Annotated in this window: 20 protein-coding genes and 1 pseudogene; 18 read left to right on the forward strand and 3 right to left on the reverse strand. The window is 71.7% G+C overall.

All coding sequences use genetic code 11. The annotated features are described in order from the left end of the window. Window positions 1–7 precede the first annotated feature (7 nt). The 7 genes and pseudogenes from Csp2054_RS09650 (at window position 8) to Csp2054_RS18090 (ending at window position 7,866) form a co-directional block, all read left to right on the forward strand. Entirely contained in the window at window positions 8–979 is a 972-nt protein-coding gene (locus Csp2054_RS09650) for an AAA family ATPase (protein WP_096899098.1), read from the forward strand. Next, window positions 976–2,388 (forward strand): DUF58 domain-containing protein, encoded by a 1,413-nt coding sequence (locus tag Csp2054_RS09655; protein ID WP_096899099.1) that lies wholly within the window; start codon window positions 976–978, stop codon window positions 2,386–2,388. Before Csp2054_RS09650 ends, Csp2054_RS09655 begins: the two co-directional genes overlap by 4 nt. Further along, window positions 2,385–4,823: a DUF3488 domain-containing protein gene (locus Csp2054_RS09660; RefSeq protein ID WP_096899100.1), complete on the forward strand. Its 2,439-nt coding sequence runs from the start codon at window positions 2,385–2,387 to the stop codon at window positions 4,821–4,823. Before Csp2054_RS09655 ends, Csp2054_RS09660 begins: the two co-directional genes overlap by 4 nt. Continuing rightward, window positions 4,820–4,888, forward strand: a pseudogene (locus Csp2054_RS18720) (zinc-ribbon domain-containing protein); the annotation flags it as partial. The gene Csp2054_RS09660 and the pseudogene Csp2054_RS18720, both read left to right, overlap by 4 nt. Before the next feature lie 3 nt (window positions 4,889–4,891). After that, window positions 4,892–6,637, forward strand: a complete 1,746-nt coding sequence (locus Csp2054_RS09665; protein WP_096899101.1) for an FHA domain-containing protein — start codon at window positions 4,892–4,894, stop codon at window positions 6,635–6,637. Between the two features lie 331 nt (window positions 6,638–6,968). Beyond that, window positions 6,969–7,205, forward strand: a complete 237-nt coding sequence (locus Csp2054_RS18085) for a hypothetical protein (RefSeq protein ID WP_176491643.1) — start codon at window positions 6,969–6,971, stop codon at window positions 7,203–7,205. Between the two features lie 217 nt (window positions 7,206–7,422). Next, the gene (locus tag Csp2054_RS18090) at window positions 7,423–7,866 is read left to right on the forward strand and encodes a barstar family protein (protein ID WP_176491644.1); all 444 of its coding nucleotides are present in this window, start codon (window positions 7,423–7,425) and stop codon (window positions 7,864–7,866) included. Between the two features lie 184 nt (window positions 7,867–8,050). On the opposite strand, the gene Csp2054_RS09675 is transcribed toward Csp2054_RS18090, so the two are convergent. After that, window positions 8,051–8,587, reverse strand: coding sequence for an AAA family ATPase (locus tag Csp2054_RS09675; protein WP_217990901.1), 537 nt, complete (start codon window positions 8,585–8,587; stop codon window positions 8,051–8,053). 206 nt (window positions 8,588–8,793) lie between these two features. Here Csp2054_RS09675 and Csp2054_RS09680 point away from each other — a divergent pair, with 206 nt between their 5' ends. Next, a complete protein-coding gene (locus Csp2054_RS09680; protein ID WP_255252689.1) occupies window positions 8,794–9,177 on the forward strand; it encodes an NUDIX domain-containing protein in 384 nt (127 codons plus the stop codon). Between the two features lie 8 nt (window positions 9,178–9,185). Here the strand turns inward: Csp2054_RS09680 and Csp2054_RS09685 are convergent, their stop codons facing one another. Continuing rightward, on the reverse strand, window positions 9,186–9,599 hold the full coding sequence (locus Csp2054_RS09685) for a hypothetical protein (protein WP_096899104.1): 414 nt from the start codon (window positions 9,597–9,599) through the stop codon (window positions 9,186–9,188). An 845-nt stretch (window positions 9,600–10,444) separates the two neighbouring features. Here Csp2054_RS09685 and Csp2054_RS09690 point away from each other — a divergent pair. Both Csp2054_RS09690 and Csp2054_RS09695 read left to right on the forward strand, forming a co-directional pair. Beyond that, window positions 10,445–11,269 carry a hypothetical protein gene (locus Csp2054_RS09690; RefSeq protein WP_096899105.1) on the forward strand — a complete coding sequence of 275 codons (825 nt, stop codon included), beginning with the start codon at window positions 10,445–10,447 and terminating at the stop codon, window positions 11,267–11,269. Between the two features lie 102 nt (window positions 11,270–11,371). After that, window positions 11,372–12,523, forward strand: coding sequence for a hypothetical protein (locus Csp2054_RS09695; RefSeq protein ID WP_096899106.1), 1,152 nt, complete (start codon window positions 11,372–11,374; stop codon window positions 12,521–12,523). Here Csp2054_RS09695 and Csp2054_RS09700 read toward each other — a convergent pair. After that, window positions 12,444–13,415 (reverse strand): asparaginase, encoded by a 972-nt coding sequence (locus Csp2054_RS09700; protein ID WP_096899107.1) that lies wholly within the window; start codon window positions 13,413–13,415, stop codon window positions 12,444–12,446. The genes Csp2054_RS09695 and Csp2054_RS09700 overlap by 80 nt on opposite strands. Window positions 13,416–13,450: 35 nt before the next feature. Between Csp2054_RS09700 and Csp2054_RS09705 the strand changes: the two genes are divergently transcribed. The 8 genes from Csp2054_RS09705 (at window position 13,451) to Csp2054_RS09740 (ending at window position 22,756) form a co-directional block, all read left to right on the forward strand. Then, window positions 13,451–13,948, forward strand: coding sequence for an OsmC family protein (locus Csp2054_RS09705; protein WP_096899108.1), 498 nt, complete (start codon window positions 13,451–13,453; stop codon window positions 13,946–13,948). Window positions 13,949–13,954: 6 nt separating this feature from the next. Next, window positions 13,955–14,926, forward strand: coding sequence for an FKBP-type peptidyl-prolyl cis-trans isomerase (locus tag Csp2054_RS09710; protein WP_096899109.1), 972 nt, complete (start codon window positions 13,955–13,957; stop codon window positions 14,924–14,926). A gap of 178 nt (window positions 14,927–15,104) precedes the next feature. Next, on the forward strand, window positions 15,105–16,166 hold the full coding sequence (gene dxr, locus Csp2054_RS09715) for a 1-deoxy-D-xylulose-5-phosphate reductoisomerase (RefSeq protein WP_096899168.1): 1,062 nt from the start codon (window positions 15,105–15,107) through the stop codon (window positions 16,164–16,166). A gap of 114 nt (window positions 16,167–16,280) precedes the next feature. Then, complete coding sequence (locus tag Csp2054_RS09720) at window positions 16,281–17,615, forward strand: M50 family metallopeptidase (protein WP_176491645.1); 1,335 nt, start codon at window positions 16,281–16,283, stop codon at window positions 17,613–17,615. Between the two features lie 24 nt (window positions 17,616–17,639). Beyond that, window positions 17,640–19,127 (forward strand): purine-cytosine permease family protein, encoded by a 1,488-nt coding sequence (locus Csp2054_RS09725; RefSeq protein ID WP_411897147.1) that lies wholly within the window; start codon window positions 17,640–17,642, stop codon window positions 19,125–19,127. Continuing rightward, entirely contained in the window at window positions 19,124–19,678 is a 555-nt protein-coding gene (locus Csp2054_RS09730) for a cysteine hydrolase family protein (RefSeq protein WP_096899112.1), read from the forward strand. Before Csp2054_RS09725 ends, Csp2054_RS09730 begins: the two co-directional genes overlap by 4 nt. A gap of 89 nt (window positions 19,679–19,767) precedes the next feature. Further along, window positions 19,768–20,901, forward strand: a complete 1,134-nt coding sequence (gene ispG / locus Csp2054_RS09735) for a flavodoxin-dependent (E)-4-hydroxy-3-methylbut-2-enyl-diphosphate synthase (RefSeq protein ID WP_096899169.1) — start codon at window positions 19,768–19,770, stop codon at window positions 20,899–20,901. Window positions 20,902–21,001: 100 nt separating this feature from the next. Next, the gene (locus Csp2054_RS09740) at window positions 21,002–22,756 is read left to right on the forward strand and encodes a proline--tRNA ligase (protein WP_096899113.1); all 1,755 of its coding nucleotides are present in this window, start codon (window positions 21,002–21,004) and stop codon (window positions 22,754–22,756) included. The last annotated feature ends 57 nt before the right edge of the window (window positions 22,757–22,813 follow it).

A 22,813-nucleotide genomic window follows, 5' to 3' on the forward strand; every position in this document is an offset into this window, starting at 1 on the left:
ACCCCGCATGAGCATGACCCCGGAGCAGGCCACCTGGTTCGCCGACGCCGCCGGCCGCATCGTGACGAACGTCGAACAGGTGCTCCTCGGGAAGACGTTCGTGATCCGCCTCGCGGTCACGGCGATGCTGAGCGAGGGGCACCTGCTGCTCGAGGACGTCCCCGGGACCGGCAAGACCAGCCTCGCCCGCGCGCTGGCGCAGAGCGTCCAGGGGTCGACGAACCGCATCCAGTTCACCCCGGACCTGCTCCCGGGTGACATCACGGGCATCAGCGTCTACGACCAGCGGACGCAGGAGTTCGACTTCCACCGTGGCCCGGTGTTCGCGAACATCGTCCTCGCCGACGAGATCAACCGCGCGAGCCCGAAGACCCAGTCCGCCCTCCTCGAGGCGATGGAGGAGTCCGCGGTGACGGTCGACGGCGTCAACCACCGCCTTGCCGCGCCGTTCATGGTGATCGCGACGCAGAACCCCGTCGAGCAGGCCGGGACGTACCGGCTGCCCGAGGCGCAGCTCGACCGGTTCCTCATGAAGGCGTCGATCGGCTACCCCGACCACGCCGCGACGGTGAAGATCCTCGAGACCTCGTCGGCCCCGTCGTCCTCGGTGCCGCTCGCGAGCGTCGTGCCCGCCGCCACCATCACCGAGATGGCGGCGCTCGCCCGGACGGTCCACGTAGACCCGGTCATCGCCGACTACGTGGCGCGGCTGGTCGACGCGACACGCTCCGCGAACGAGGTCCGACTCGGCGTCAGCGTGCGCGGTGCCATGGGCCTGATGCGAGCCTCCCGGGTGTTCGCGGCCCTGAGCGGGCGGCACTACGTCACGCCGGACGACGTGAAGGCGCTCGCGGTCCCGGTGCTCGCACACCGGCTGGTCCTCGACGCCGAGGCCGAGTTCGACGGTGTCAGCACCACCGCGGTCGTCTCGCAGCTCCTGGTCGAGACGCCGCCACCCGCGGACCGGGTGGCCTCGTGACCGATCGCCGGCCCGTCTCGACGCGGTCGCGTCGGCCGTCCTCGACGCGCTCGCGTCGCGGTGCGACGGCGTACGAGCGCACCGGGACGGTCGCCGGCCTGACGAACGTGCGGACCCGCCTGGTGGGGGACCGCGACGGGGTCACCGCCGACGCGGTCGTCGGGATCGTCCGGCTGTGGGCGACGGCCTGGAGGCTCGTCCTGCGCGGATGGGGTGAGGTCGCCTCCGTGGTCACCGGCCTGGGATGGACGGTCGCGGCGCTCACGGCGGTCGCGTTCGTCGTCGGCTACCGGTTCGGGCTCCGCGAGGTCGTCGTCGTCGGCTTCGCCGGAGCGGTGCTCGTCGTCGTCGCCGCGGTCGCCCTGATCGGGCGGTCGCGACTCGTCATCCGGATGCGGCTGCCCCAGGACCGTGTGGCGGTGGGGGACCCGGCCGAGGTCGTCGTCACCGCCGAGAACCCGCGCCGGCTGCCGTCGGTGCCGACCACGGTCGAGGTCCCCGTCGGCGAAGGCCTGGTCGACGTCGCGATCCCGGCGATCTCCGCGAAGGGGTCCTTCGACCGGACCGTGCCCGTCCCGACCTCCCGGCGAGGGGTGCTCGACGTCGGCCCGGTCACCGGCGTGCGGGCGGACCCGGTCGGCCTCGTCCGTCGCGAGATCGTGTGGACGGCTCGCGAGCAGGTCATCGTGCACCCGCGGACGATCGCGATCCCGTCGACGAGCACCGGGCTGGTCCGCGACCTCGAAGGTCAGGCCACGACCGACCTGTCGCCGGCCGACATCGCCTTCCACGCCATCCGGGAGTACCTGCCGGGCGACGACCCGCGGACGATCCACTGGAAGTCGACGGCCAAGTCGGGCGCCCTCATGGTGCGGCAGTTCGAGGACACCCGCCGTTCGCACCTCGTCGTCGCGCTGGGGCTGTCCCGCGGCGAGTTCGCCGACGGCGACGAGTTCGAGCTCGCCGTGAGTGCGGCGGCCTCGCTGGGGACCCGGGCGATCCGGGACGGCCGCGACGTCACCGTCGTGGTGTCCGAGCGCACACCGGAGTTCGCGAAGCGGCCGGTGTACGCCGTGCACCGACTGCCGACCGTGACCCCGACGCGGCTGCTCGACGACTTCGCGACCGTCGGGCTCGCGGACGCGTGCCTGCCGATCGCGGAGGTCGCCCGCATCGTGGGGAGCGACACGGCAGGCATCTCGGTGGCGTTCCTGGTCGTCGGCTCCGAGGTGGGCCTGCCGGCACTCCGGCTCGCGGCGACCCGGTTCCCCGTGGGGGTGGAGGTCGTCGCCGTGATCTGCGAGCCGGAGGCCCAGCCACGGTTCCTGCGGGTCGCCGGTCTGACGGTCGTCACCATCGGGTACCTCGACGACCTCCGGCACGCACTGCACCGATCGGCGGCGGCGTGAGCGGCCCCGCGACGCCCGCGGTCCGGGTCCGCCGGACCGCGCGGCGACGAGCCCGTCGGGTCGCGCCGCTCCGACTGGTGGGCGCCACGCTCGTCGTCTGGCTCCTCGTCGCGGTCGCGAGCGTCGCCTGGTGGCCGGTGTACCGGGACACGTCCATGGTCGTCGCAGGGGCGGCCGCGGTGGTGGTAGGGACGCTCGTCGCGGTGCTCGGCGCGTCGTTCCGTCTGTCGTCGCCCGTCGTCGGGCTCGCCACCGTCGCCGGCTTCGCGCTCGTCGGCGTGCCGGCCGCGGTGCCGAGCGAGGCCGACGGCGTGCTGCCGACGGGGACGGGACTCGTCGACCTGTTCGCCGGCGTCGCGCTGGGCTGGAAGCAGCTCGTGACCATCAGTCTGCCGGTCGGCTCGTACGAGGCCCTCCTCGTCCCGTACTTCGTGACGACCCTCGTCGTCACGGTGACCAGCGTGAGCGTGGCGACCCGTGCCTCCCGGCAGGAACTCGGCGCGATCGCGCCGTTCGTCCTGTTCGTCGCCGGCGTCGTGGTCGGACCGACCCGACTCGACACGTCGGTGCTCACCGCCGTGGTCCTGGCCGGCGTGGCGCTCGTCTGGGCACTCACCGCACGGCACGCGCGACGTGCGGTGGCGGTGGCCTCGACGATCGGTGCGCGCGTGCCGGTCCTGCGTTCCGTCGTCCGGCCGGCGTTCGTCGGCACGGGGACGATCGTGGCCGCGGCGGTGGTCGCGACGGGCCTCGGTCTCGTCGCTCCGCCCTCCGTCGGACGGACGGTCGCCCGCTCGGACGTGGTCAAGCCGTTCGACCCGCGAGACTACGTCAGCCCGCTCAGCGGGTTCCGTGCCTACGAGGAGCGCTCGGCCGCCGACCAGGCACAGCTCCGGGTGAGCGGTCTGCCGGCGGGCGGGTTCGTCCGGATCGCGACGCTCGACACGTACGACGGGGTCGTCTTCCGGGTCGGCGGGTCGGACGGCGCGTCCGGGAGCGGGACGTTCCAGCGGGTGCCGACGAGCGTCGACGTCCGGGGCGTCCAGGGCGAGACGGTCCGCGTCGGCGTGACGGTGGACGGGTACCGGGGCGTGTGGCTGCCCACGGTGGGCGACCTGGAACGCGTCACGTTCTCGGGCCGGCGCGCCGAGCAGGAGCGGAGCGCGTTCTTCTACAACCGGTCCACGGGCACGGCCGCTGTGCTCGGGGGTGTCTCCGACGGCACCTCCTACGACCTGACCGCCGTGCTCCCCGACCAACCTGACCAGGCCGAGCTCGCGGACGCGCGCCCGGGGTCGGCGACGGTCCCGACGCCCCGCGGGGTGCCCGACGCGGTGCGCGACACCGTCGAGGCCTCCACCGACGACGCGGACAGCGACGGCGCGAAGCTCGTGGCGATGCTCGAGTACCTCAAGCGCACCGGCTACGTCAGCCACGGCGTCGGGGACGACCGCGCGAGCCGGTCCGGTCACGGCGCGGACCGCATCACCGAACTCCTCACCTCGCCGCTGATGGTCGGCGACCAGGAGCAGTACGCTGCGGCGGCGGCGCTCATGGCCGACCAGCTCGGGTTCCCGGCGCGCGTCGTGCTCGGGTTCACCGAGGGCGGCGACTCCGGGAGCGGGACGACCGACACCGACGGGACGACGACGTTCCGCGGGTCCGACGTGACCGCGCGCATCGAGGTCGACACGGCGCAGTGGGGGTGGGTCATGCTCAACCCGAACCCGATCGTGCGCAAGATCCCGGACGCGCAGCAGGAGACCCCGAAGCCCGTGACCCGGCCGGAGACCGTCGTGCCGCCGCCGCCCGCCGAGCAGCAGGACCAGGACCAGCAGGCGCCGCCGCAGAGCGACCGGAACACCCCGCCGGTGCAGCCGCTGTGGCTCCAGATCCTCCTCGCCGTCCTCCCCTGGGTGATCGGTGTGCTCGGGGTGGTCGCGCTCGTGCTGCTCCCGTTCGGGATCATCGTGCTCGTCAAGCGCATCCGCCGCCGTCGCCGACGCCGAGCACCCTCGCCCCGGGGCCGTGTCGTCGGGGCGTGGGACGAGTACCGCGACGCACTCCTCGACCGCGGCCACCACGTCGCCGGTGCCGCGACCAGACGGGAGAGCGTGGCCGGTGCACCCGGCGACGGCGGCACCGGGCTGGCGGCCCTCGCCGACCGCGCGGTCTTCGGCCCGAACGACGTGGACGGCGCCACCGCGGACCGGATGTGGTCCGCCACCGAGGACGCCATCGCGAGCCTGCGCGTCGGTCGGACCCGTCGCGAGCGCTTCCGGGCAGCGGTGTCGCTCCGCTCCCTCCGGCGCTCCGACGGCACCGCACCTCCGGGACGTGGAGCGGCGCGCGACTACGATGGTCCGAGGTCGATCGGACGTCGTGGACGGCGCAGCGGTGATGGTCGGCCGAGTGAGGACAGAGGCACCACGTGATCAGATGCGAACACTGCGGCTCGGCGCTCCCCGACGGAGCGATCTTCTGCGGTGAGTGCGGTCGAGCGGTGACGGCCTCCGCGGTCCGTCGACCCGCAGCACCTGCTCCGGTCGAGGAGACACCCCCGCCGCCGCTGCTCCAGCCGGATGCGCACGGCCGCCGGGTCGATCCGGCCGCCGATGCCTGGCTGCCGGAGTCGACCCTCGACCCGGCCACGCGCGCCTGGCTGACCGGCGCGGACCGGAGCGGTGAGCTCCCGCCGGCCCCGCTCCCGACGTGGGGTCCGGACGCCGGCGCGCCCCGCTCTGCCCCGACGCACGTGCACGGCGGCGAGTCGGGCTTCGGCGGCCCGCGTCCCAGCGGTGACGACAACCCAGGGTCCGGCGCGTCGACCGAACCGGAGCCGTCGCTCGACCCGGACTCGTTCGCCGGGCAGGGCGCTGACGAGCCCGACACCGCTGCGACGACCGACCGGTCCGGTGCCGCTGCGACGACCGACCGGCCGCGGGTCGAGGACGACCCCGAGGTCACGCGTGTCGCCGACAGCCGACCCGGGCGACGCGAGGCTGCTGCAGCCCCGAGCGCGCCGTCGTGGTGGATCGGCCGATCGGGAGCGCCGGAACCGACCTCGGACGGGCAGGAGACCGATCGCGCCGACGAGACCGCCGCACCGGAGCCACAGCCGAACGACACCGTCGCGGTCGAGCCCCTCGTCGACCGGCGCCCCGCACCGCGTCCCACCCCGCTGGTCGCCCCCGGCGCGGCGGGAGCCGTCTGCCACATCTGCGGGCACCCCCTCGAACCGGACGACATCTTCTGTGGCGCGTGCGGCGCGGTCCGACCAGCGGTGACGGCGGCCTTCACCGGGCCCGTCGTCCCGCTCCCGGTCGCCCGGCCCGACTGGGCAGCCGAGGACGAGCAGCCCCACGCTCGCCCGAACGGCGAGGACGGGGAGGACGGCGAGGACCGGTCGCCGGTGGCTGCCGACCCGTCGACGTCCGAGCGCCGACCGGAAGAGGGCTCGGGCAGCGTTCAGGCCGATCGTGACTCCGCCGACGCTGACGCTCCCGCCATCGCAACGGCCGACGCCGGAGCCGTCGACACCGACGCCGCCGCTGACCCCGCGGCCGATCGTGGCGCAGCCCCCGAAGCCGACCTGCACGCCGGTGACGCGGTCGCAGCGGAGCGCCCCTCGACCACGAGTCCGGACCACTCCGAACCGGCGTTCCGGTCGGCGACCATCCCGTCGAGCGCCCCGCCGGTCGACGAACGGCCGGCGGTCCCGACGGTCGCGCCCCTCCCGCCGATCCCCGGGCTGCCCGAGCCGGCGGTGTCGACCCTGGCGAGCCCGCCTCAGGTGGCCCCCGGCGGTCCGGCCGCGCCGACGAGCGCGTCATCGGCCAGCGACGACGGCGTGGTCGAGGACGGCGAGGACGTCGACGGCGAAGACGTCGACGAGACTCGCATCGTCACGAAGACCCCGTCCCGGTCGCCGTTCGTCCTGCACTTCAGCACGGGGGAGCGGGTCGACGTCCACGGGACCGGTCTGCTCGGCCGGCTCCCGCGACCGCAGCCGGGGGAGCGCTTCGACGAGCTCCTGACCATCCACGACCCGGGCAAGTCGGTCTCCAAGACGCACCTCGAGCTCGGCCGTGACGGCGACGACCTCTGGGTGTCCGACCGCTTCTCGGGCAACGGCACGGTGGTCCGCCACATCGACGGTTCGATCCGCCGCTGTGAGCCCGGGCGCCGGTACCGGGTCGAGCGTGGTGCGCGGGTGGACGTGGGCGAGCAGTTCTTCCTCGTGCAGTAGCGCACCGGCCTCGTCCTCCGTCAGCTGACCCGTCCGACCGCCATCCGACGTGTCCGAGATGCGGATGTGGACGCGTTGTCCGGCAGCACGGAGCCGCTCCCTCGACAAGGGCACAGTTCAGCCGCCGTGGGTCTCGGCGCGCTCGTACGACCTGCGTGCACTGAGATGGTTCACGGACCACCTCTGTGAGCCAGGGATCGGTCCTGAGCGTGACCGTCCGAGTCCGAAGCACCCGCGGGAAGGCTGTCTTTGATGGACCGGCCATCGGGGCGCTCAGCGTGCCTCGTGCCGTGCTCTCGAAGACCGCGATCCGGCCGGATACGCTGCGGACATGAACGAGTTCCGCGCTCTCCGCCTCGTTGGCGGCATCATCGCTGCCGCAGGCGGCCTTCTCTGCGTTACCGCGGTGATCGCTACCTTCGCTGTCGGATTCGATGGTGGAGCGAACATCGGCGCTGGCCTCCTGCTGCTTGTGGGAGTGCCTGTCGCGATCGGAGGCGGAGCCATCCTGCTCGTCGCCGCGGTCGGTTCGCTCGTTCGTCGGCGAGGTCGTACCTCCGACGCGTGATGGGGCAGAGCGGATGCGACCTGCCAGAAGTCGGGCGCGTCAGCAACCGATCGGTCTTCGGGACGTCGGGATCTACGGGGCTCATCCCTCCCACGCGTTGCGCAGCTCGCCCACGGCGCGACCGAGGCCCGAGCGCGAAGCACTTCAGCCCGAGGCGTTCGACCCTGCGCCGCTGAACGACCGGCCGTTCTTTGACCTCACGTACTACGGTTCCAGCGTGACGGCATTCTCTACCGACGACATCCTCGGTAACAGGCTGGACTTCGAGATTGCCCGTGACGGATTCGTCTGCAGGCTGCACGGCGACGCTGCGTTGCGCAACGCCGAGACGTGGCTTCGACGCGAGGGCTACCGGGTCATCGAACTGGACGCCGGGGCACGGAGAGAAGCCATGCAGATGCACATCGCTTTCGCGACGGCCCTCCAGTTCCCCGGCCACTACGGCAAGAACCTGAGCGCGCTCAACGACTGCATGTCAGACGTAGCCGAGGCGGAGTACGGATGGGACCCGACCGAGACCGGGCTCGTCCTGATCGTCTCCGGCTTCGACGATCTCGCTCAACGACTCCCACGCATCGCCGACCATGTGAAGCAGATTCTGGCAAGGCAGGGACGCTACGCAGCGCTCTTCGGGAACCGGCTCCTCACGATCTTGTCCTGAAGAGGATCCGCCGTCGGCCAACGCCATCAGTTGTCGGGTCCATGGGCGCCCACACTTGGCCCGGCTCGAACGGGCTGCCTCCCTCTCCCAAACTCGGCCAGGCCCTGTGGGCGGGTGACTGGCTGGGGCAAGCCAGAAGGATTGTATGACCGCGGCCTCGTTCCGTGTCTCGTGAGCCGATCCTTCACTGAGGCTCAGCAATTTCGAGGTCGAGACCGGCGGCGATGAGATCAGCTGTCCTGTCCGCGCTGAGATCGCTGGTGTCGAGCCACCATCCGCGGTCTCCGAAGCCGCGACGCATCGCCTCGTCCAGTTCGTCGTACCCGTCGAAGGTGAACCGCTCGCTTGCCGCTCTCCCTGCGTTGCGTTCCTTGCAGGCCTCTGCGCCCGGAGCCAGAACAACCAGAGATGGGGTGTCTGACCGGAGATGCCCGAGTAGCCGGTTGAGGTGCGCACCGTCCGGGATGACGCAGTCGATGACGGTGACGAAGCCAGCGTCGGTGAAGTTCTTTGCCAGCGCAGCCAGGTTCCGGTAGCTGAGTTCGACCTGACGCGCGGCTTCCTCCGCTGGGTGACCGAGTGGCCAGACGGCACCGGCGAGAATCATCGCGTTCATGTCGTCGGCTGCGACGCGCGCGGCGCGCGGCATCCTCGCTGCGAGAAGCCGAGTCACGGTGGACTTGCCGGCACCGGGCATCCCGGTCACGATCACTGTCTGCACGAAGCCATCCGACCACGACTGCGGTCGTTCGAGTCTCCGGTGAGACTCTCGACGTCGGCTTGATCAGAGGAGCCGTCGGGTCGCCGGTGCCCGGTAGCGGATGCTCGATCAAGCGTGGCGGGCGGTAGCTTCGGAACGTGGCCGTTTCTGAGTACGTACGATCGCTACGACAGCAGGTCGGCAGCAGCTACCTCCTCCTCCCCGGTGTGACCGCGGTCGTCCGAGACGGCGATCGCTTCCTCCTGGCTCGCCAGAGCGACTCCGGACGGTGGAGCTTGGTCGGTGGCGGTGTGGAACCCGGCGAAGAACCGCGCGCCGCTCTGCAGCGCGAAGTGCGAGAAGAGCTCGGCGTCGGCAGCGACATCATCCGGATCGTCGGCGCCTACGGCGGCCCCCTTCTCGAGAACGTCTACCCCGATGGTGACCACGTCGGGTACGTGACGGTGGCGTACCTCTGCTCACTCGATGCCGCAGCGTTCGCCCTTGATGAAGACGAAGTGCTCGAGATCCGGTGGGTCACTCTCGCCGAGCTCGGTGAGCTGGATCATCACGAGTGGATCGACCAGGTGCTGCACGACGCCGTCCGGTGACCGCTCGACTACGGGGACGTCGGAAAGGACCAATCGTCAGGGTAGGCAAGTGGCACGGCGACGACTTGGACGTCATCGCGGTACACGATCCGACCCGGCGTTCGGGTGGTCAGCTTCACCCATGGGACGTCATAGCGGTCGAGAAGATCGAGGTAGGGCTGCGTGAGTGCCAGGAGTTCGACTGCGCGCGTGTTGAACCACGCACGGGCTCCAGGGTTGTCGACCTGGTCGTAGCAAGAGGGATCGACCGTTGTCGGATCGGCGTAGGCGGCGGCGGCTCGCCGATTCGCCGCTCGGTGCCAAGCGGCGTCCTCGCCGTTGAGCAGGCCGCTGTGGCGGAGGCCGTTCGCGAGTGCGAAGACGCCCGGGTAGTGACCGTTCCGGTTGGGGACGGCGCTCTGCCACCGCACGAACTCGACCATCAGTGCAGCGTACTTCCGAGCCGGAGGTCGGCGCGGGTGGTCCTCGGCCGACTGACCGATCCTCAGCGGACCGGGCTGTTCAAGACAAGGGAACAACCCGAAGAGTGCCGGGACACATCGGGCCGAGCGGACTGGCCTCTCGGCTCACGACATGATCGTCGTGAGGAGCACGACTTCCGGTGACGAGTTCCCGAGCCCCACGGAAGTCCGGGCGCTCTACCGGACGGCGTCGGAACAGCCTCCGCTGTCCGAGCCACCGTCCACAGCCGAGCTGTTCGCGACGCTCTACCAAGCAGCGACTCGCAGCGAACGAGTTGTTGCGACGGCCGCTCGCGACAGCCGTCGCCTCGTCGCGTTCGCGTACGGGCATCCGTGGCGATGGGAAGAGCAACGGTACCCGTGGGCTGATGAGCTGCGAGCGAGTCTGGGCGACGAAGCACCGAAGCTCGACGGCTCGTTCGCGCTGAACCTCCTTGCCCGAGCACCAGGCGAGAAGTACCACGGCTTGGGACGCGGCGTGCTCGTCGAATGGCTCGGCGCGATCAACAGCGATCCGTGCTGGTTGCAGACGTCCGACCTCGACAGTCCAGCCCGAAGGCTCTACGTCTCGCTGGGCTTCGCGACCATCGGCCACGGCCCCGCAGCCCGAACGGTGCACCGGGGCTGGTTCTCTTCAGGCCGGGGATCGGTGCCGAGCCTCGGTAGCCCATCATCCGACGGGACGGTGGGCAAGCCGTGGGTGGTCGTCGCCACCGTCCTCTCCGGTGTCCGCTGGGCGACCGTCTCACCCGATCTCCGCCGGATGGTCGATGCGTCGGGTCGTCTGCGGCCCGTACGGTCGAAAGATGCTCCAGCGAACCGCCGCCATCACCGCAGCCCTCGTGATCACGCTCGTCTCGGCCAGCGGGTGCGCATCCGGACCGGGAGGCACTACCTCCTCCGCCACGACCGCGGCGGTCCCGCAGATGGATGCGCAGGTCGGGTCGTCGCTCGACGACGCGCTCCGCACCGTGCAGGCCAGCCCGGGCGTCGCGAGCGCAACCAACCGGATCGAACTGCACCAGCGCTACACCGCCGCCGACGGAACAGACGTCACGCCCCCTGGCCTCGACGCATGGAACAACCGAGACGCCGGCCCGACCGCACCGCCCCCGATCGGCGCTGTCTCCCCGGACGACCCCGTCCTCCCGCCGGTGCCCACACCCTCGGCCCGTCCCGCACCCCCGGCCGGTGCGACCGAGACGCACTCGTTCACGAGCGCCTTCGTCGTCACGATGGATCCCGACGCGTCTCCGTCGGAAGCGGCGGCGGTCCCGGTCGCGATGGCGAAGCGGATCGCGTGGACCGGTGTCACCCTCACGCTGCAGGTGCCGGCCGGGCCGGGACACGTCCTCTCCACCGTCACCTACTCGGGCACGTTCGACCAGCAGATCCCTGATGACACCGCTCTCGGTGTCGCGTCCGGACTGGCCAGGCTCGCCGCTACTGCAGGCGTGACCGGACTCGAGGCGAGCATCCCGCGGACCATGCGTGTCGACTACGGCTCGCTGACGATCGAGGTCTCCCCGGCCGACGACGCCACGCTCGCGCGGGTGCGCCACGTGATCGACGGAACCGCGTTCGCCGGGACGACGCTGCACGGGTCGTTCGGGAACGGGGCAAAGCCCTGATCGAGAGGGTGCTGGTCCTGCACAGCCACCCCCGTGCCCCTCGGTCTCCACGGATCGGTGTCCCGCCCAGTGTGACCTGGCCGCGACCGGTTCGATGGATCCATGGGACTCCTGACGGCTCGCACGGTGCTGGTGCTCGCCGCCGCGGTGCTCGTCCTCGTCGGGATCGTCTTGCCCGGGGTACTGCCGACGATGCCGCCGTGGTCCCGGATCGTCCTGGTGACGGCGGGGCTGGTGTGTGCGGTGCTCGACCGGGGCATCGTGCACGGAGCGGGAACCGACAGCACGCCCGCGACGATGCGCTCCTCCCGTGCAACGAGCGCTGCCCACCGGTCTGTCGTGCCGACCGCCCCGCCGACTGCGGCTGAGGCGAGTTCGGCGGCGACCACGACCGGGGCGCGACCGGCCGCGACCTCGCCCGAAGCGAGTTCGCCGGCGACCACGCCCGGGGCGCGACCGGCCGCGACGACGCCGGGGTCGCAACCGGCCGCGACCTTGCCCGCGCTGCCACCGGCACCCGAGCCGCCCGGACCGCCGACGTCGACCGCGCCCGCGCACAGCGGCCCGGAGCCGTTCCCCGCGATCACCCTCGGCACCGCCGACGACGCCGCCGCAGGCACCGTCGTCACCCGTGGCGAGCACCTGGTGGTCGTCGGGCACGGGCCCCTCGCCGAAGCGGTCTTCGCGGCGATCGTCGACCAGGTCGTCGCGACCGTGACCGCGGCCGACGTGCGGCACGCCCCGGACGATGGGTTCCCGCTCCCGGACGACGCCGAGGTCGCGGTCTGCTGGACGGCGGACGGTCGCCGGCGGACGGTCGTGCGGGTGCCGGACCAGTCCACGGTCCCGCGGCTGCACGACGCGGTGGTCGAGGTGGGACGCTACGGGTGCGGCGTCTGCCTCGGCGGCGTGGACGGATCGTCGGCCGAGATGACGCGGGTGGTACCGGTCCTCCCCGTGCTCCCGATCTCCGCGACGGACGCCATCGACGCCGCCCGACGCGACTACCCGGACAGCGACGTGCGACGCGACGACCCGGACAGCGCCGCGCGACGCGACGATCCGGACAGCACCCCGTCACGGTCCGACCCGGACGAGCGCGTCACCAGGATGCGCCGCCACGTCCCGGCGTCGAACGGCGCCGCGGGGTGGGCGACCAGCGCGGCCACCGGGCTCAGCGCAGCCCGGCCCCCGCCCGGACCCGACCGACCGGGACGCCGCCACCGAGCACCTGCTCACCGGTCGCCGTCATGACGTCGGACACACCGTCCGACGACACGAGGCCGTTCCGCTCCAGCAGGGTCAGCGCCGCCAGGGTCCCGGCGCGCTGCGCACCGTCGAGCACCTTGACCGCCACGGCCGCCCCGCCGGGGAGCCCCATCACCATCACGCCCTCGGCACCGAGCTTGGCGAGCACACCGAGCCGTTCGATGGTGACGGTGTTCGCCCGGCCGACGCCGTCGATCGCCCACGGGTGGGCGAGCACCGCGTCCGTCAGCGCCGTGGCGTCGTCGTCCGCGCGCGCGACCACCCGTGCGAAGCCGCGCGCGAGCCCGGACAGGGTGAGCGGGAACACCGGGGCGCCGCACCCGTCGGTACCGGCCAGGTCGACGGTCTCGGAGGTGTACTCCTCGACGGTCGCGCGCACGCGCTGCTGCATCGGGTGGTCGAGGTCGAGGTACGAGTCCTCGTCCCACCCGTTCACGCGGCAGGCGGCGAGCATGCCGGCGTGCTTGCCGGAGCAGTTCATCGCGAGCCGTCGGGGACCGGTCATGGTGCGGGCGGTCGCGCGGTCGAAGGGCAGGTCGGGCGGGCACCCGAGGTCGGCTTCGACGTGGTCGAACGACTCCAGCATGTGCTGCGCGATCGCCTGGTGCGCGGCCGTGCCGGCGTGGCTGGCCGTGGACAGCACGAGTTCCTCGTCGGAGAACACCGCTCCCGCCCGGCGGACGGCGAGCGCCTGGAACGGCTTCATCGTCGACCGCGGGTAGATGCTCGCGGCGACGTCGCCGACCGCATCGAGGACCGTGCCGTCCGCGGCGACGACGACCCCGGCCCCGACGTGCCGGCTCTCGTCGAACCCGTTCCGGTCGAGGACGGCGAGTTCGACGCTTCCGTCGGCGGTGAGAGGATGGCGCGCAGTCATCCCGCAATGCTAACGAGACGAACGAGGTGCCCAGGGTGTCCGACCACTCCTACGAAGTGTCCGTCCGGTGGACCGGCGACCGCGGCTCCGGCACGAGCGGGTACCGCGACTACGGCCGTGACCATGTCGTCTCCGCCGCGGGGAAGCACGACGTCGCGGGGTCGGCCGACCCGACGTTCCGCGGTGACCGCGACCGGTGGAACCCCGAGGAGCTGACGCTCGCGGCCCTGTCGCAGTGCCACATGCTCAGCTACCTGCACGTTGCGGTCATGCAGGGCTTCACGGTCGTGGACTACGAGGACCGGGCGACCGCGAGCCTCAACCTGAACCGCGACGGATCCGGCGAACTGGTCGAGGCGACCCTCCACCCGGTCGTCACCATCCGCGAGGCCGACCGCGTCGAGGACGCCACGGCCGCCCACCGGACGGCGAACGGCCTCTGCTTCATCGCACGTTCCGTCGCCTTCCCGGTGCACCACGAACCGGAGATCCGCGTGCTCGCAGGGGAATCATCGGCGGGTGCGGCAAACTAGGGTCCCGTGAAGCGACTCCGCCTGCTCCCCATCGCCCTGGTCCCCGCCGTCGTGCTGGGACTCGCCGCCTGCTCGGGCAGCGGTTCGGGCGACGCCTCCGCCAGCCCGTCCGCGTCCTCGAGCGCGAGCGCCGCGGCGATCACCTCGTGCCCCGACCCGGGCAAGGCCTCCGACTCGGTGAAGGTCTCCGGTGCGGTCGCGTCGAGCACGGCGCCGAAGGTGTCCTTCGACAAGGGCCTCAGCGCCGCGACGCCGCAGGCCACGGTGGCGGTCGCGGGCAAGGGTGCCTCGCTCAAGTCGGGCGACTACGCCCAGGTGTCCTACAGCGTCTACCAGGCGAAGGACGCGTCGAAGCTCGGCAGCGTCGGCTTCGACGCCGGCAACCCGCAGGCGCTCTCCGTCGGCGGCCAGGGCTTCGGCGCGATCCTCGCCTGCACGAAGGTCGGCGAGCGCGTGGTCGTCGTCGGGCAGTCGTCTGCGATCGGCTTCAACACCGGCGGCGACGTGGTCGTGGTCGCCGACATCGTCTCGAAGATCCCGACGAAGGCGACCGGCACCCCCCAGAAGCAAGACCCGGCATTGCCGACCGTGCAGGACAAGGCGGACGGCGAGCCCGAGATCACCATCCCGTCCGGCATCAAGACCCCCTCGAAGACCCAGGTCGAGGTGCTCAAGCAGGGCACGGGCGCGACCATCAAGGACGGCGACACTGCGCTGGTCCAGTACAAGGGCGTCACCCTCGACGGCGGCAAGGAGTTCGACTCGTCGTGGTCGAAGGGCGTGCCGACCACGTTCACCGTCTCGGAGGGCAGCCTGATCAAGGGCTTCGTCACCGGACTCGTGGGGCAGAAGGTCGGCTCGCAGGTGCTGATCGTCACGACGCCGGAGGACGCCTACGGGTCGAACCCGCCGGAGGGGTCGAACATCCCGAAGGACGCCAGCCTCGTGTTCGTGGTCGACGTCCTCGCGCTCGGCTGAGTCGCGAGCCCCCTCGGGTCACCCCGTGCACCACACCGACACCGCGCACCGCACCGACGACGACGCCGCGCCCGACAACGACACCGCGCACCGCACCGACGACGACGCCGCGCCCGACAACGACACCGCGCACCGCACCCAGGACAGCTCCGCGCATCCCGCCAGGCGCCGCGTCGTCATCCTCGGCAGCACCGGATCGATCGGCACCCAGGCGCTCGACGTCATCGCGCGCAACCCCGACCGCTTCGAGGTCGTCGGCCTGACCGCCGGAAGCAACCGCGACCTCGTCGCCGAGCAGGCCGCGCGCTTCGGTGTCCGGGACACCGCGTTCGGCGCGGACGACTCGGAGCGGCTGGTCCGGACCGTCGAGGCGGACGTCGTCCTGAACGGCATCACCGGCTCCGTCGGCCTCGGCCCGACGCTCGCCGCGCTCGGGTCCGGTGCGACGCTCGCCCTCGCCAACAAGGAGAGCCTGATCGTCGGAGGCCCGCTCGTGCAGGCGGCAGCCCGGCCCGGGCAGATCGTGCCGGTCGACAGCGAGCACTCCGCGATCGCACAGGCGCTCCGGTCCGGCTCATCGGACGAGGTCCGACGGCTCGTGCTCACCGCGAGCGGCGGTCCGTTCCGGGGGCGCTCGCGTGACGAGCTCCGCGACGTCACGCCCGCTCAGGCGCTCGCGCACCCCACGTGGGACATGGGCCTGGTGGTGACGACCAACTCGGCGACGCTCGTCAACAAGGGCCTCGAGGTCATCGAGGCGCACCTGCTCTTCGACGTGCCCTACGACCGCATCGACGTCACCGTGCACGCGCAGTCGATCGTGCACTCGATGGTCGAGTTCGTCGACGGCTCGACGATCGCGCAGGCGTCGCCGCCCGACATGCGACTCCCGATCGCGCTCGGTCTGGCCTGGCCCGACCGGGTGCCCGGCGTCGGGGTGCCCCTCGACTGGACGACCGCGAGCACGTGGACGTTCGAACCCCTCGACACGGACGCCTTCGGCGCGGTGGCGCTCGCGAAGCGCGTGGGTGAAGCGGGCGGGACCTTCCCCGCGGTGTTCAACGCGGCGAACGAGCAGGCCGTCGCGGCGTTCCACGCGGGCGCGATCGGCTTCCTCGACATCGTCGACACCGTCGAGCGGATCGTCGACGTGCACACGATGGGGGAGCCCTCCCTCGAGGGTGTGCTGGCAGCGGAGCGCTGGGCCCGCACCGCGGCGGACCGCGCGCTGTCGCGCTGACCCGACCCGCGCCTCCCGTCCGTCGCCTGGTCGCCACGTGACGGACGGGAGGCCCACATCACCTCTCAGACGGCGCTCGGCTCCGTCATGGGGAGCGTCCCGTACCCTTTCCCGGTGACCGTCGAATCCGTCCTGCTCTTCGTCCTCGGCGTGGTCGTCTTCATCGTCGGCCTGCTGGTCTCGATCGGACTCCACGAGCTCGGACACCTGTCGTTCGCGAAGCTCTTCAACGTGAAGGTGACCCAGTACTCGCTCGGGTTCGGCAAGGCGATCTGGTCGTTCCGGCGCGGCGAGACCGAGTACGGCATCCGACCGATCCTGCTCGGCGGGTACATCTCGATGGTCGGCATGCTCAAGCCGCGCGCGTCGGGCAAGCCGAACGCGATCACGAACACCGGCATGTACGGCGCGTTCGTGCAGGACGCGCGGCAGGCGAGCGCTGAACAGATCGCGGACTCCGGCGGCGACGACTCCCGCGCGTTCTACCGACTGACGCCGTGGAAGCGGATCATCGTCATGGTGGCCGGGCCCGCGATGAACCTGGTGATCGGCATCGTGCTGTTCGGCGTGCTGCTGTGCGGGTTCGGCGCCCCCACCACCACGTTCACGTCGAGCATCGGCTGCGTACTGCCGAACAGCCAGACCACGACCTGCTCGTCGGGCGACGCGGTGTCCCCGGCGAAGGAGGCCGGCATCCGCTCCGGCGACGTCGTGCTCTCGGTGGACGGCACGACGAACCCGACCATCGCCGAGGTCTCGACGGCGTTCCAGCAGCACGCCGGCGAGCAGGTCACCGTGGTGGTCGAGCGCGACGGGGCGCGGAAGACGCTCGAGATCACCCCGGTCGAGGCAACGCGCGACGTCTACCGGTCCGACGGCACCGTGGCGAAGAACGCGGACGGCACGACGAAGACGCAGCAGGTCGGCGTCGTCGGCGTCAGCATCGGGCAGTCCCTCGTCCGGCAGTCACCGGCCGCGGTCCTGCCGGCGACCGGTGCGCAGATCGCCGCGTCGGCCCACCTCATCATCGACCTGCCGCAACGGCTCGTCGCGGTCTGGAACGCCGCCTTCGGCTCGCAGGCGCGGTCGCAGGACAGCCCGGTCTCCGTGGTCGGTGTCGGCCGCGCGATCGGCGAGGTGTCGTCGATGTCGGGCGTGCCGGTGGTCGACAAGGCGTACACGATCCTCGGGCTGCTCGCCTCGCTGAACATCGGCCTGTTCGTCCTCAACATGGTGCCGCTCCTGCCGCTCGACGGTGGACACATCGCCGGCGCACTGTGGGAGGCCGTGAAGCGCCGCTCCTACAAGCTCGTCGGCAAGCCGGACCCGGGGCCGATCGACCTCGCGAAGACCATGCCGCTCACGATGGTGGTCGTCGTGCTGCTCGCGGGCATGAGTGCGCTGCTCATCTACGCGGACATCGTGCGTCCCGTGAACCTGTTCGGGTAGCCCGGCGCGCACTACGCTCGGCGCATGAGCACAGCGCCCATGCCCCCGGCCGCGGACCCACGAGCACCTGCACCCGGAACACCCGGAGTCCGCACGGTCGAACGCCAGGGCACCGACGTCATCGCCGAGGCCGACCGGAAGGGCACGCCACGCGGGCTGTTCTGGCCGTGGTTCGCGGCGAACGTGTCGGTGCTCGGCATCGCGTACGGCGCGTTCGTGCTCGGCTTCGGCATCTCGTTCTGGCAGGCGACGGTCGTCGCGGTCGTGGGCGTCGTCTTCTCGTTCCTGCTGTGCGGCGTCGTCGCGATCGCGGGCAAGCGGGGGTCCGCGCCGACGATGGTGCTCAGCCGCGCCGCGTTCGGGGTGCGGGGGAACCGGCTGCCGTCGTTCCTCAGCTGGGTCCTGACGGTCGGGTGGGAGACCGCCCTGGCCGCGCTCGCCGTGCTCGCGACCTCCACCGTCTTCACGGAGCTCGGGTGGGACGGCGGTGTCGTGACCAAGCTCGTCGCGCTCCTCGTCGTCGCCGCCCTCGTCGTGGGCGCCGGCATCGCGGGCTTCGACGTGGTCATGCGGCTGCAGACCTGGATCACGGTCGTCACCGCCGTCCTGACCGTGGTCTACGTCGTCCTCGCCGTCCCCTCGATCGACTTCGCGACCGTCGCGGCACTCCCGTCGGGCAGTGCACAGCAGGTGATCGGGGCGCTCGTCCTCGTGATGACCGGCTTCGGACTCGGCTGGGTGAACGCCGCCGCCGACTACTCGCGGTACCTGCCCCGGTCGGCATCGACGCGCGGTGTCGTCGGGTGGACCACGTTCGGTGGTGCCCTCGCGCCGGCGATCCTCGTCGTGTTCGGCGTGCTCCTCGCGGCGTCGTCGAAGGAGCTGAACACCGCGATCCAGAACGACCCGATCGGCGCGCTCACCACGATCCTGCCCGTCTGGTTCCTCATCCCGTTCGCGATCGTCGCCATCCTCGGCATCGTCGGCGGTGCGGTGCTCGACATCTACTCGTCCGGCCTCGCGCTCCTCAGCACGGGGGTGCGCATCCCGCGGCCCGTGGCGGCGGGCGTCGACGGTGTGGTGATGATCGTCGGCGCCGTGTACGTCGTCTTCTTCGCCGGCGGGTTCCTGCAACCGTTCCAGTCCTTCCTCATCACCCTCGGCGTGCCGATCGCGGCGTGGGCCGGGGTGTTCGTCGCGGACGTCCTGCTCCGCCGGCGCGACTACGCCGAGACCGAACTCGAGGACCCGCGTGGACGGTACGGCGACGTCCGCTGGTCCGCGATCACCCTCATCGTCGTCGGCACGGCGCTCGGCTGGGGACTCGTGACCCTGTCCGGCCCGGCGTGGCTCGCGTGGCAGGGCTACCTCCTCGGCCCGTTCGGGCTCGGCGGCCGCGACGGTGCGTGGGCCTACGCCAACCTCGGCGTCCTCGTGGCGCTGCTCGTCGGCTTCCTCGGCACGCTCCTGTTCTCCGCCGGCGCCGTCCGCCGCCAGGAGGGCCGCGCATGACCGTCCCCGACGACGCCTGGCTCGTCGTCGTCGACATGCAGGAGGTGTTCACCGGGGAGAGCCCCTGGGCGGCGCCGCGGTACGCGCACGCGGGCATGGCGATCGAGCACCTGCTGCCGCGGTTCACCGGACGGACCGTCTTCACCCGTTTCGTCGCGCCCGAGCACCCGGAGGGCGCCTGGGTGCCGTACTACCGCGACTGGCCGTTCGCCCTCGTCCCCGACGAGGACCCGGTCTACGCGCTGACGGAACCGTTCGCGACCGCGGCGGCGGACCGCGGCGACCCCGTCGTGACGGAACCGACGTTCGGCAAGTGGGGGACGAGCCTCCAGGCCGTCGTCGGCGACCACCCGCACCTCGTGCTCACCGGCGTCTCGACCGACTGCTGCGTCCTGTCGACCGCGCTCGCGGCGGCCGACGCGGGCGCGACCGTCACGGTCGTCGCCGACGCGTGCGCCGGCGCGAGCGACGAGGACCACGACCGTGCCCTCGCGGCGATGCGGCTGTACGCGCCGCTCATCACGGTGGTCGACTCCCAGGCCGACCTGTGACGGTCGACTCCGCGAACGACCTGTGAACGGGACCGGGGGAGCCGGGGCCACCGCGTAGAGTGACCAGCGTGCCAGCAGTGAACCTCGGTCTGCCGAAAGTCCCCGAAACCCTGAGCCCGCGCCGCAAGTCCCGGCAGATCCGGGTCGGCAAGGTCCTCGTGGGCGGCGACGCGCCGGTCTCCGTCCAGTCGATGACCACGACGCCGACGACGAACATCAACGCGACGCTGCAGCAGATCGCCGAGCTCACGGCCTCGGGCTGTGACATCGTGCGCGTCGCCGTGCCGAGCCAGGACGATGCGGACGCGCTGCCGATCATCGCGAAGAAGTCGCAGATCCCGGTCATCGCCGACATCCACTTCCAGCCGAAGTACGTCTTCCAGGCCATCGACGCCGGGTGCGCCGCGGTCCGCGTGAACCCGGGCAACATCCGGAAGTTCGACGACCAGGTCGGTGCCATCGCCAAGGCCGCGAAGGACGCCGGCGTCTCGCTCCGTATCGGCGTCAACGCCGGGTCGCTCGAGCCGAGCCTGCTGCAGAAGTACGGCAAGGCGACGCCCGAAGCGCTCGTCGAGTCCGCCGTCTGGGAAGCGAGCCTCTTCGAGGAGCACGACTTCCACGACTTCAAGATCTCGGTCAAGCACAACGACCCGATCGTCATGGTGAAGGCCTACCGCCAGCTCGCCGCGGCGGGGGACTGGCCGCTGCACCTCGGCGTGACCGAGGCCGGCCCGGAGTTCCAGGGCACGATCAAGAGCGCCACGGCGTTCGGCATCCTGCTCGCGGAGGGCATCGGCGACACCATCCGGGTCTCGCTCTCCGCGCCGCCCGTGCAGGAGGTCAAGGTCGGCCTGCAGATCCTGCAGTCGCTCAACCTCCGCGAGCGCAAGCTCGAGATCGTCTCGTGCCCGAGCTGCGGCCGCGCGCAGGTCGACGTGTACCAGCTCGCGAACGACGTGACCAAGGGGCTCGAGGGCATGACCGTGCCGCTGCGGGTCGCGGTGATGGGCTGCGTCGTGAACGGCCCGGGCGAGGCCCGCGAGGCCGACCTCGGTGTGGCGTCGGGCAACGGCAAGGGCCAGATCTTCGTCAAGGGCGAGGTCATCAAGACCGTGCCGGAGCGTGAGATCGTGCAGACCCTCATCGAGGAGGCGAACCGCATCGCCGACGAGATGGGGCCCGACGCCGCCCCGGGGACGGTCCAGGTCGTCACCGCGCCGTAGCGCCACCCGACGACGGACGGGAGGCACGGTGCCAGCTGGCACCGTGCCTCCCGTCCGTCATCAGCGCCGGTGGTCGACCGCTCGCCGCTAGGCTTGCTGCGTGGTCACACGGCTCTCCCATCTCTTCCTCCGCACGCTCCGCGACGACCCCTCCGACGCCGAGGTGACGAGCGCGAAGCTGCTCGTCCGCGCCGGGTACATCCGTCGCCAGGCCCCGGGCATCTTCGCCTGGCTGCCGCTCGGCCTGCGCGTCCGCGCCCGCATCGAGGGCATCATCCGCGACGAGATGGTCGCGGCCGGCGCGCAGGAGGTCCTGCTGCCGGCCCTCGCCCCGCGGGAGCCGTACGAGGCGACGAACCGGTGGACCGAGTACGGCGACGGCATCTTCCGGCTCAAGGACCGCAAGGACGCCGACTACCTCCTCGCGCCGACCCACGAGGAGCTCTTCGCGCTGCTCGTGAAGGACCTGTACTCGTCGTACAAGGACCTCCCCGTCACGCTCTTCCAGATCCAGGACAAGTACCGCGACGAGGCCCGCCCCCGCGCCGGGCTCCTCCGTGGCCGCGAGTTCACGATGAAGGACGCGTACTCGTTCGACATCGACGACGCCGGCCTCGACCGCAGCTACCAGACGATGCGCGATGCGTACGAGCGGATCTTCGCGCGGCTGGGCCTCGAGTACGCGATCGTCAAGGCGGACGCCGGCGCGATGGGCGGCTCGAAGTCCGAGGAGTTCCTGCACCCGATCGCGGTCGGCGAGGACACCTTCGTGCGCAGTGCCGGCGGCTACGCGGCGAACGTCGAGGCCTACGTCACCCCGGTGCCCGAGTCGCTGCCGATCGAGGGACAGCCCTCGCCGGTCAGCCTGCCTGCCGCGGACACCCCCACGATCGACACCCTCGTGACGCACGCGAACGAGGTCGCACCGCGCGAGGGCGCCCCCTGGACCGCGGCCGACACGCTCAAGAACGTCGTCCTCGCGCTGACGCACCTCGACGGCACCCGCGAGGTCGTCGTCGTCGGCCTGCCCGGTGACCGCGAGGTCGACCTGAAGCGCGCCGAGGTGGCCTTCGCGCCCGCCGAGGTGGAGGCCGCCGGCGACGACGACTTCCGGAAGCACCCGGGCGTCTTCGTCAAGGGCTACATCGGGCCGCAGGTGCTCGGCGCCGACAGCCCGTCCGGCATCCGCTACTTCGTCGACCCCCGCGTCGTCGACGGCACCGCGTGGATCACCGGAGCGAACGAGCGCGGCGTGCACGTCTCCGGCCTCGTCATGGGCCGCGACTTCACCGCCGACGGTGTCGCCGAGGTGTCCGACGTCCGCGCCGGCGACCCCGCTCCCGACGGCTCCGGCCCGCTCGAGACCGCGCGCGGCATGGAGATCGGCCACGTCTTCCAGCTCGGCCGCAAGTACGCCGAGGCGCTCGGCCTCAAGGTGCAGGACGAGAACGGCAAGCTCGCGACCGTCACGATGGGGTCGTACGGCATCGGCGTGACGCGCATCCTGGCGATCCTCGCCGAGGCGCACAACGACGAGAAGGGCCTGGTCTGGCCGAAGAACGTCGCGCCGTTCGACGTCCACGTCGTCGCGACGGGCAAGGACGAGGTCGCCTACGACCTCGCGTCCTCGATCGTGTCGTCGCTCGAGCAGGAGCGCTTCGAGGTCGTCTACGACGACCGCCCGAAGGTGTCGCCCGGCGTGAAGCTGCGCGACGCCGAGCTCCTCGGGATGCCCGTCGTCGTCGTGGCCGGACGCAACGCCGCCGACGGCGTCGTCGAGCTGTGGGACCGGCGCTCGGGCGACCGCAGCGACGTCCCGGTCGCCGACCTGCTGGACGCGGTCCGCGCGATCTAGCGGGTCACGTCCGGGACAGGACCACAGGACGGACGGGAGGCGCGGTGCCGGCTGGCA

The sequence above is a fragment of the Curtobacterium sp. 'Ferrero' genome (assembly GCF_002412165.1).
In the GTDB taxonomy this organism is placed as follows: domain Bacteria; phylum Actinomycetota; class Actinomycetes; order Actinomycetales; family Microbacteriaceae; genus Curtobacterium.

What these genes read in the sequence shown, in the direction of transcription:
- Csp2054_RS09695 (WP_096899106.1), top strand. Translation starts at nt 11,372, where the DNA reads ATGGGACTCCTGACGGCTCGCACGGTGCTGGTGCTCGCCGCCGCGGTG.
- Csp2054_RS09730 (WP_096899112.1), top strand. Translation starts at nt 19,124, where the DNA reads ATGACCGTCCCCGACGACGCCTGGCTCGTCGTCGTCGACATGCAGGAG.
- Csp2054_RS18085 (WP_176491643.1), top strand. Translation starts at nt 6,969, where the DNA reads ATGAACGAGTTCCGCGCTCTCCGCCTCGTTGGCGGCATCATCGCTGCC.
- Csp2054_RS09685 (WP_096899104.1), bottom strand. Translation starts at nt 9,599, where the DNA reads ATGGTCGAGTTCGTGCGGTGGCAGAGCGCCGTCCCCAACCGGAACGGT.
- Csp2054_RS09690 (WP_096899105.1), top strand. Translation starts at nt 10,445, where the DNA reads ATGCTCCAGCGAACCGCCGCCATCACCGCAGCCCTCGTGATCACGCTC.
- Csp2054_RS09725 (WP_411897147.1), top strand. Translation starts at nt 17,640, where the DNA reads ATGAGCACAGCGCCCATGCCCCCGGCCGCGGACCCACGAGCACCTGCA.
- Csp2054_RS09650 (WP_096899098.1), top strand. Translation starts at nt 8, where the DNA reads ATGAGCATGACCCCGGAGCAGGCCACCTGGTTCGCCGACGCCGCCGGC.
- Csp2054_RS09700 (WP_096899107.1), bottom strand. Translation starts at nt 13,415, where the DNA reads ATGACTGCGCGCCATCCTCTCACCGCCGACGGAAGCGTCGAACTCGCC.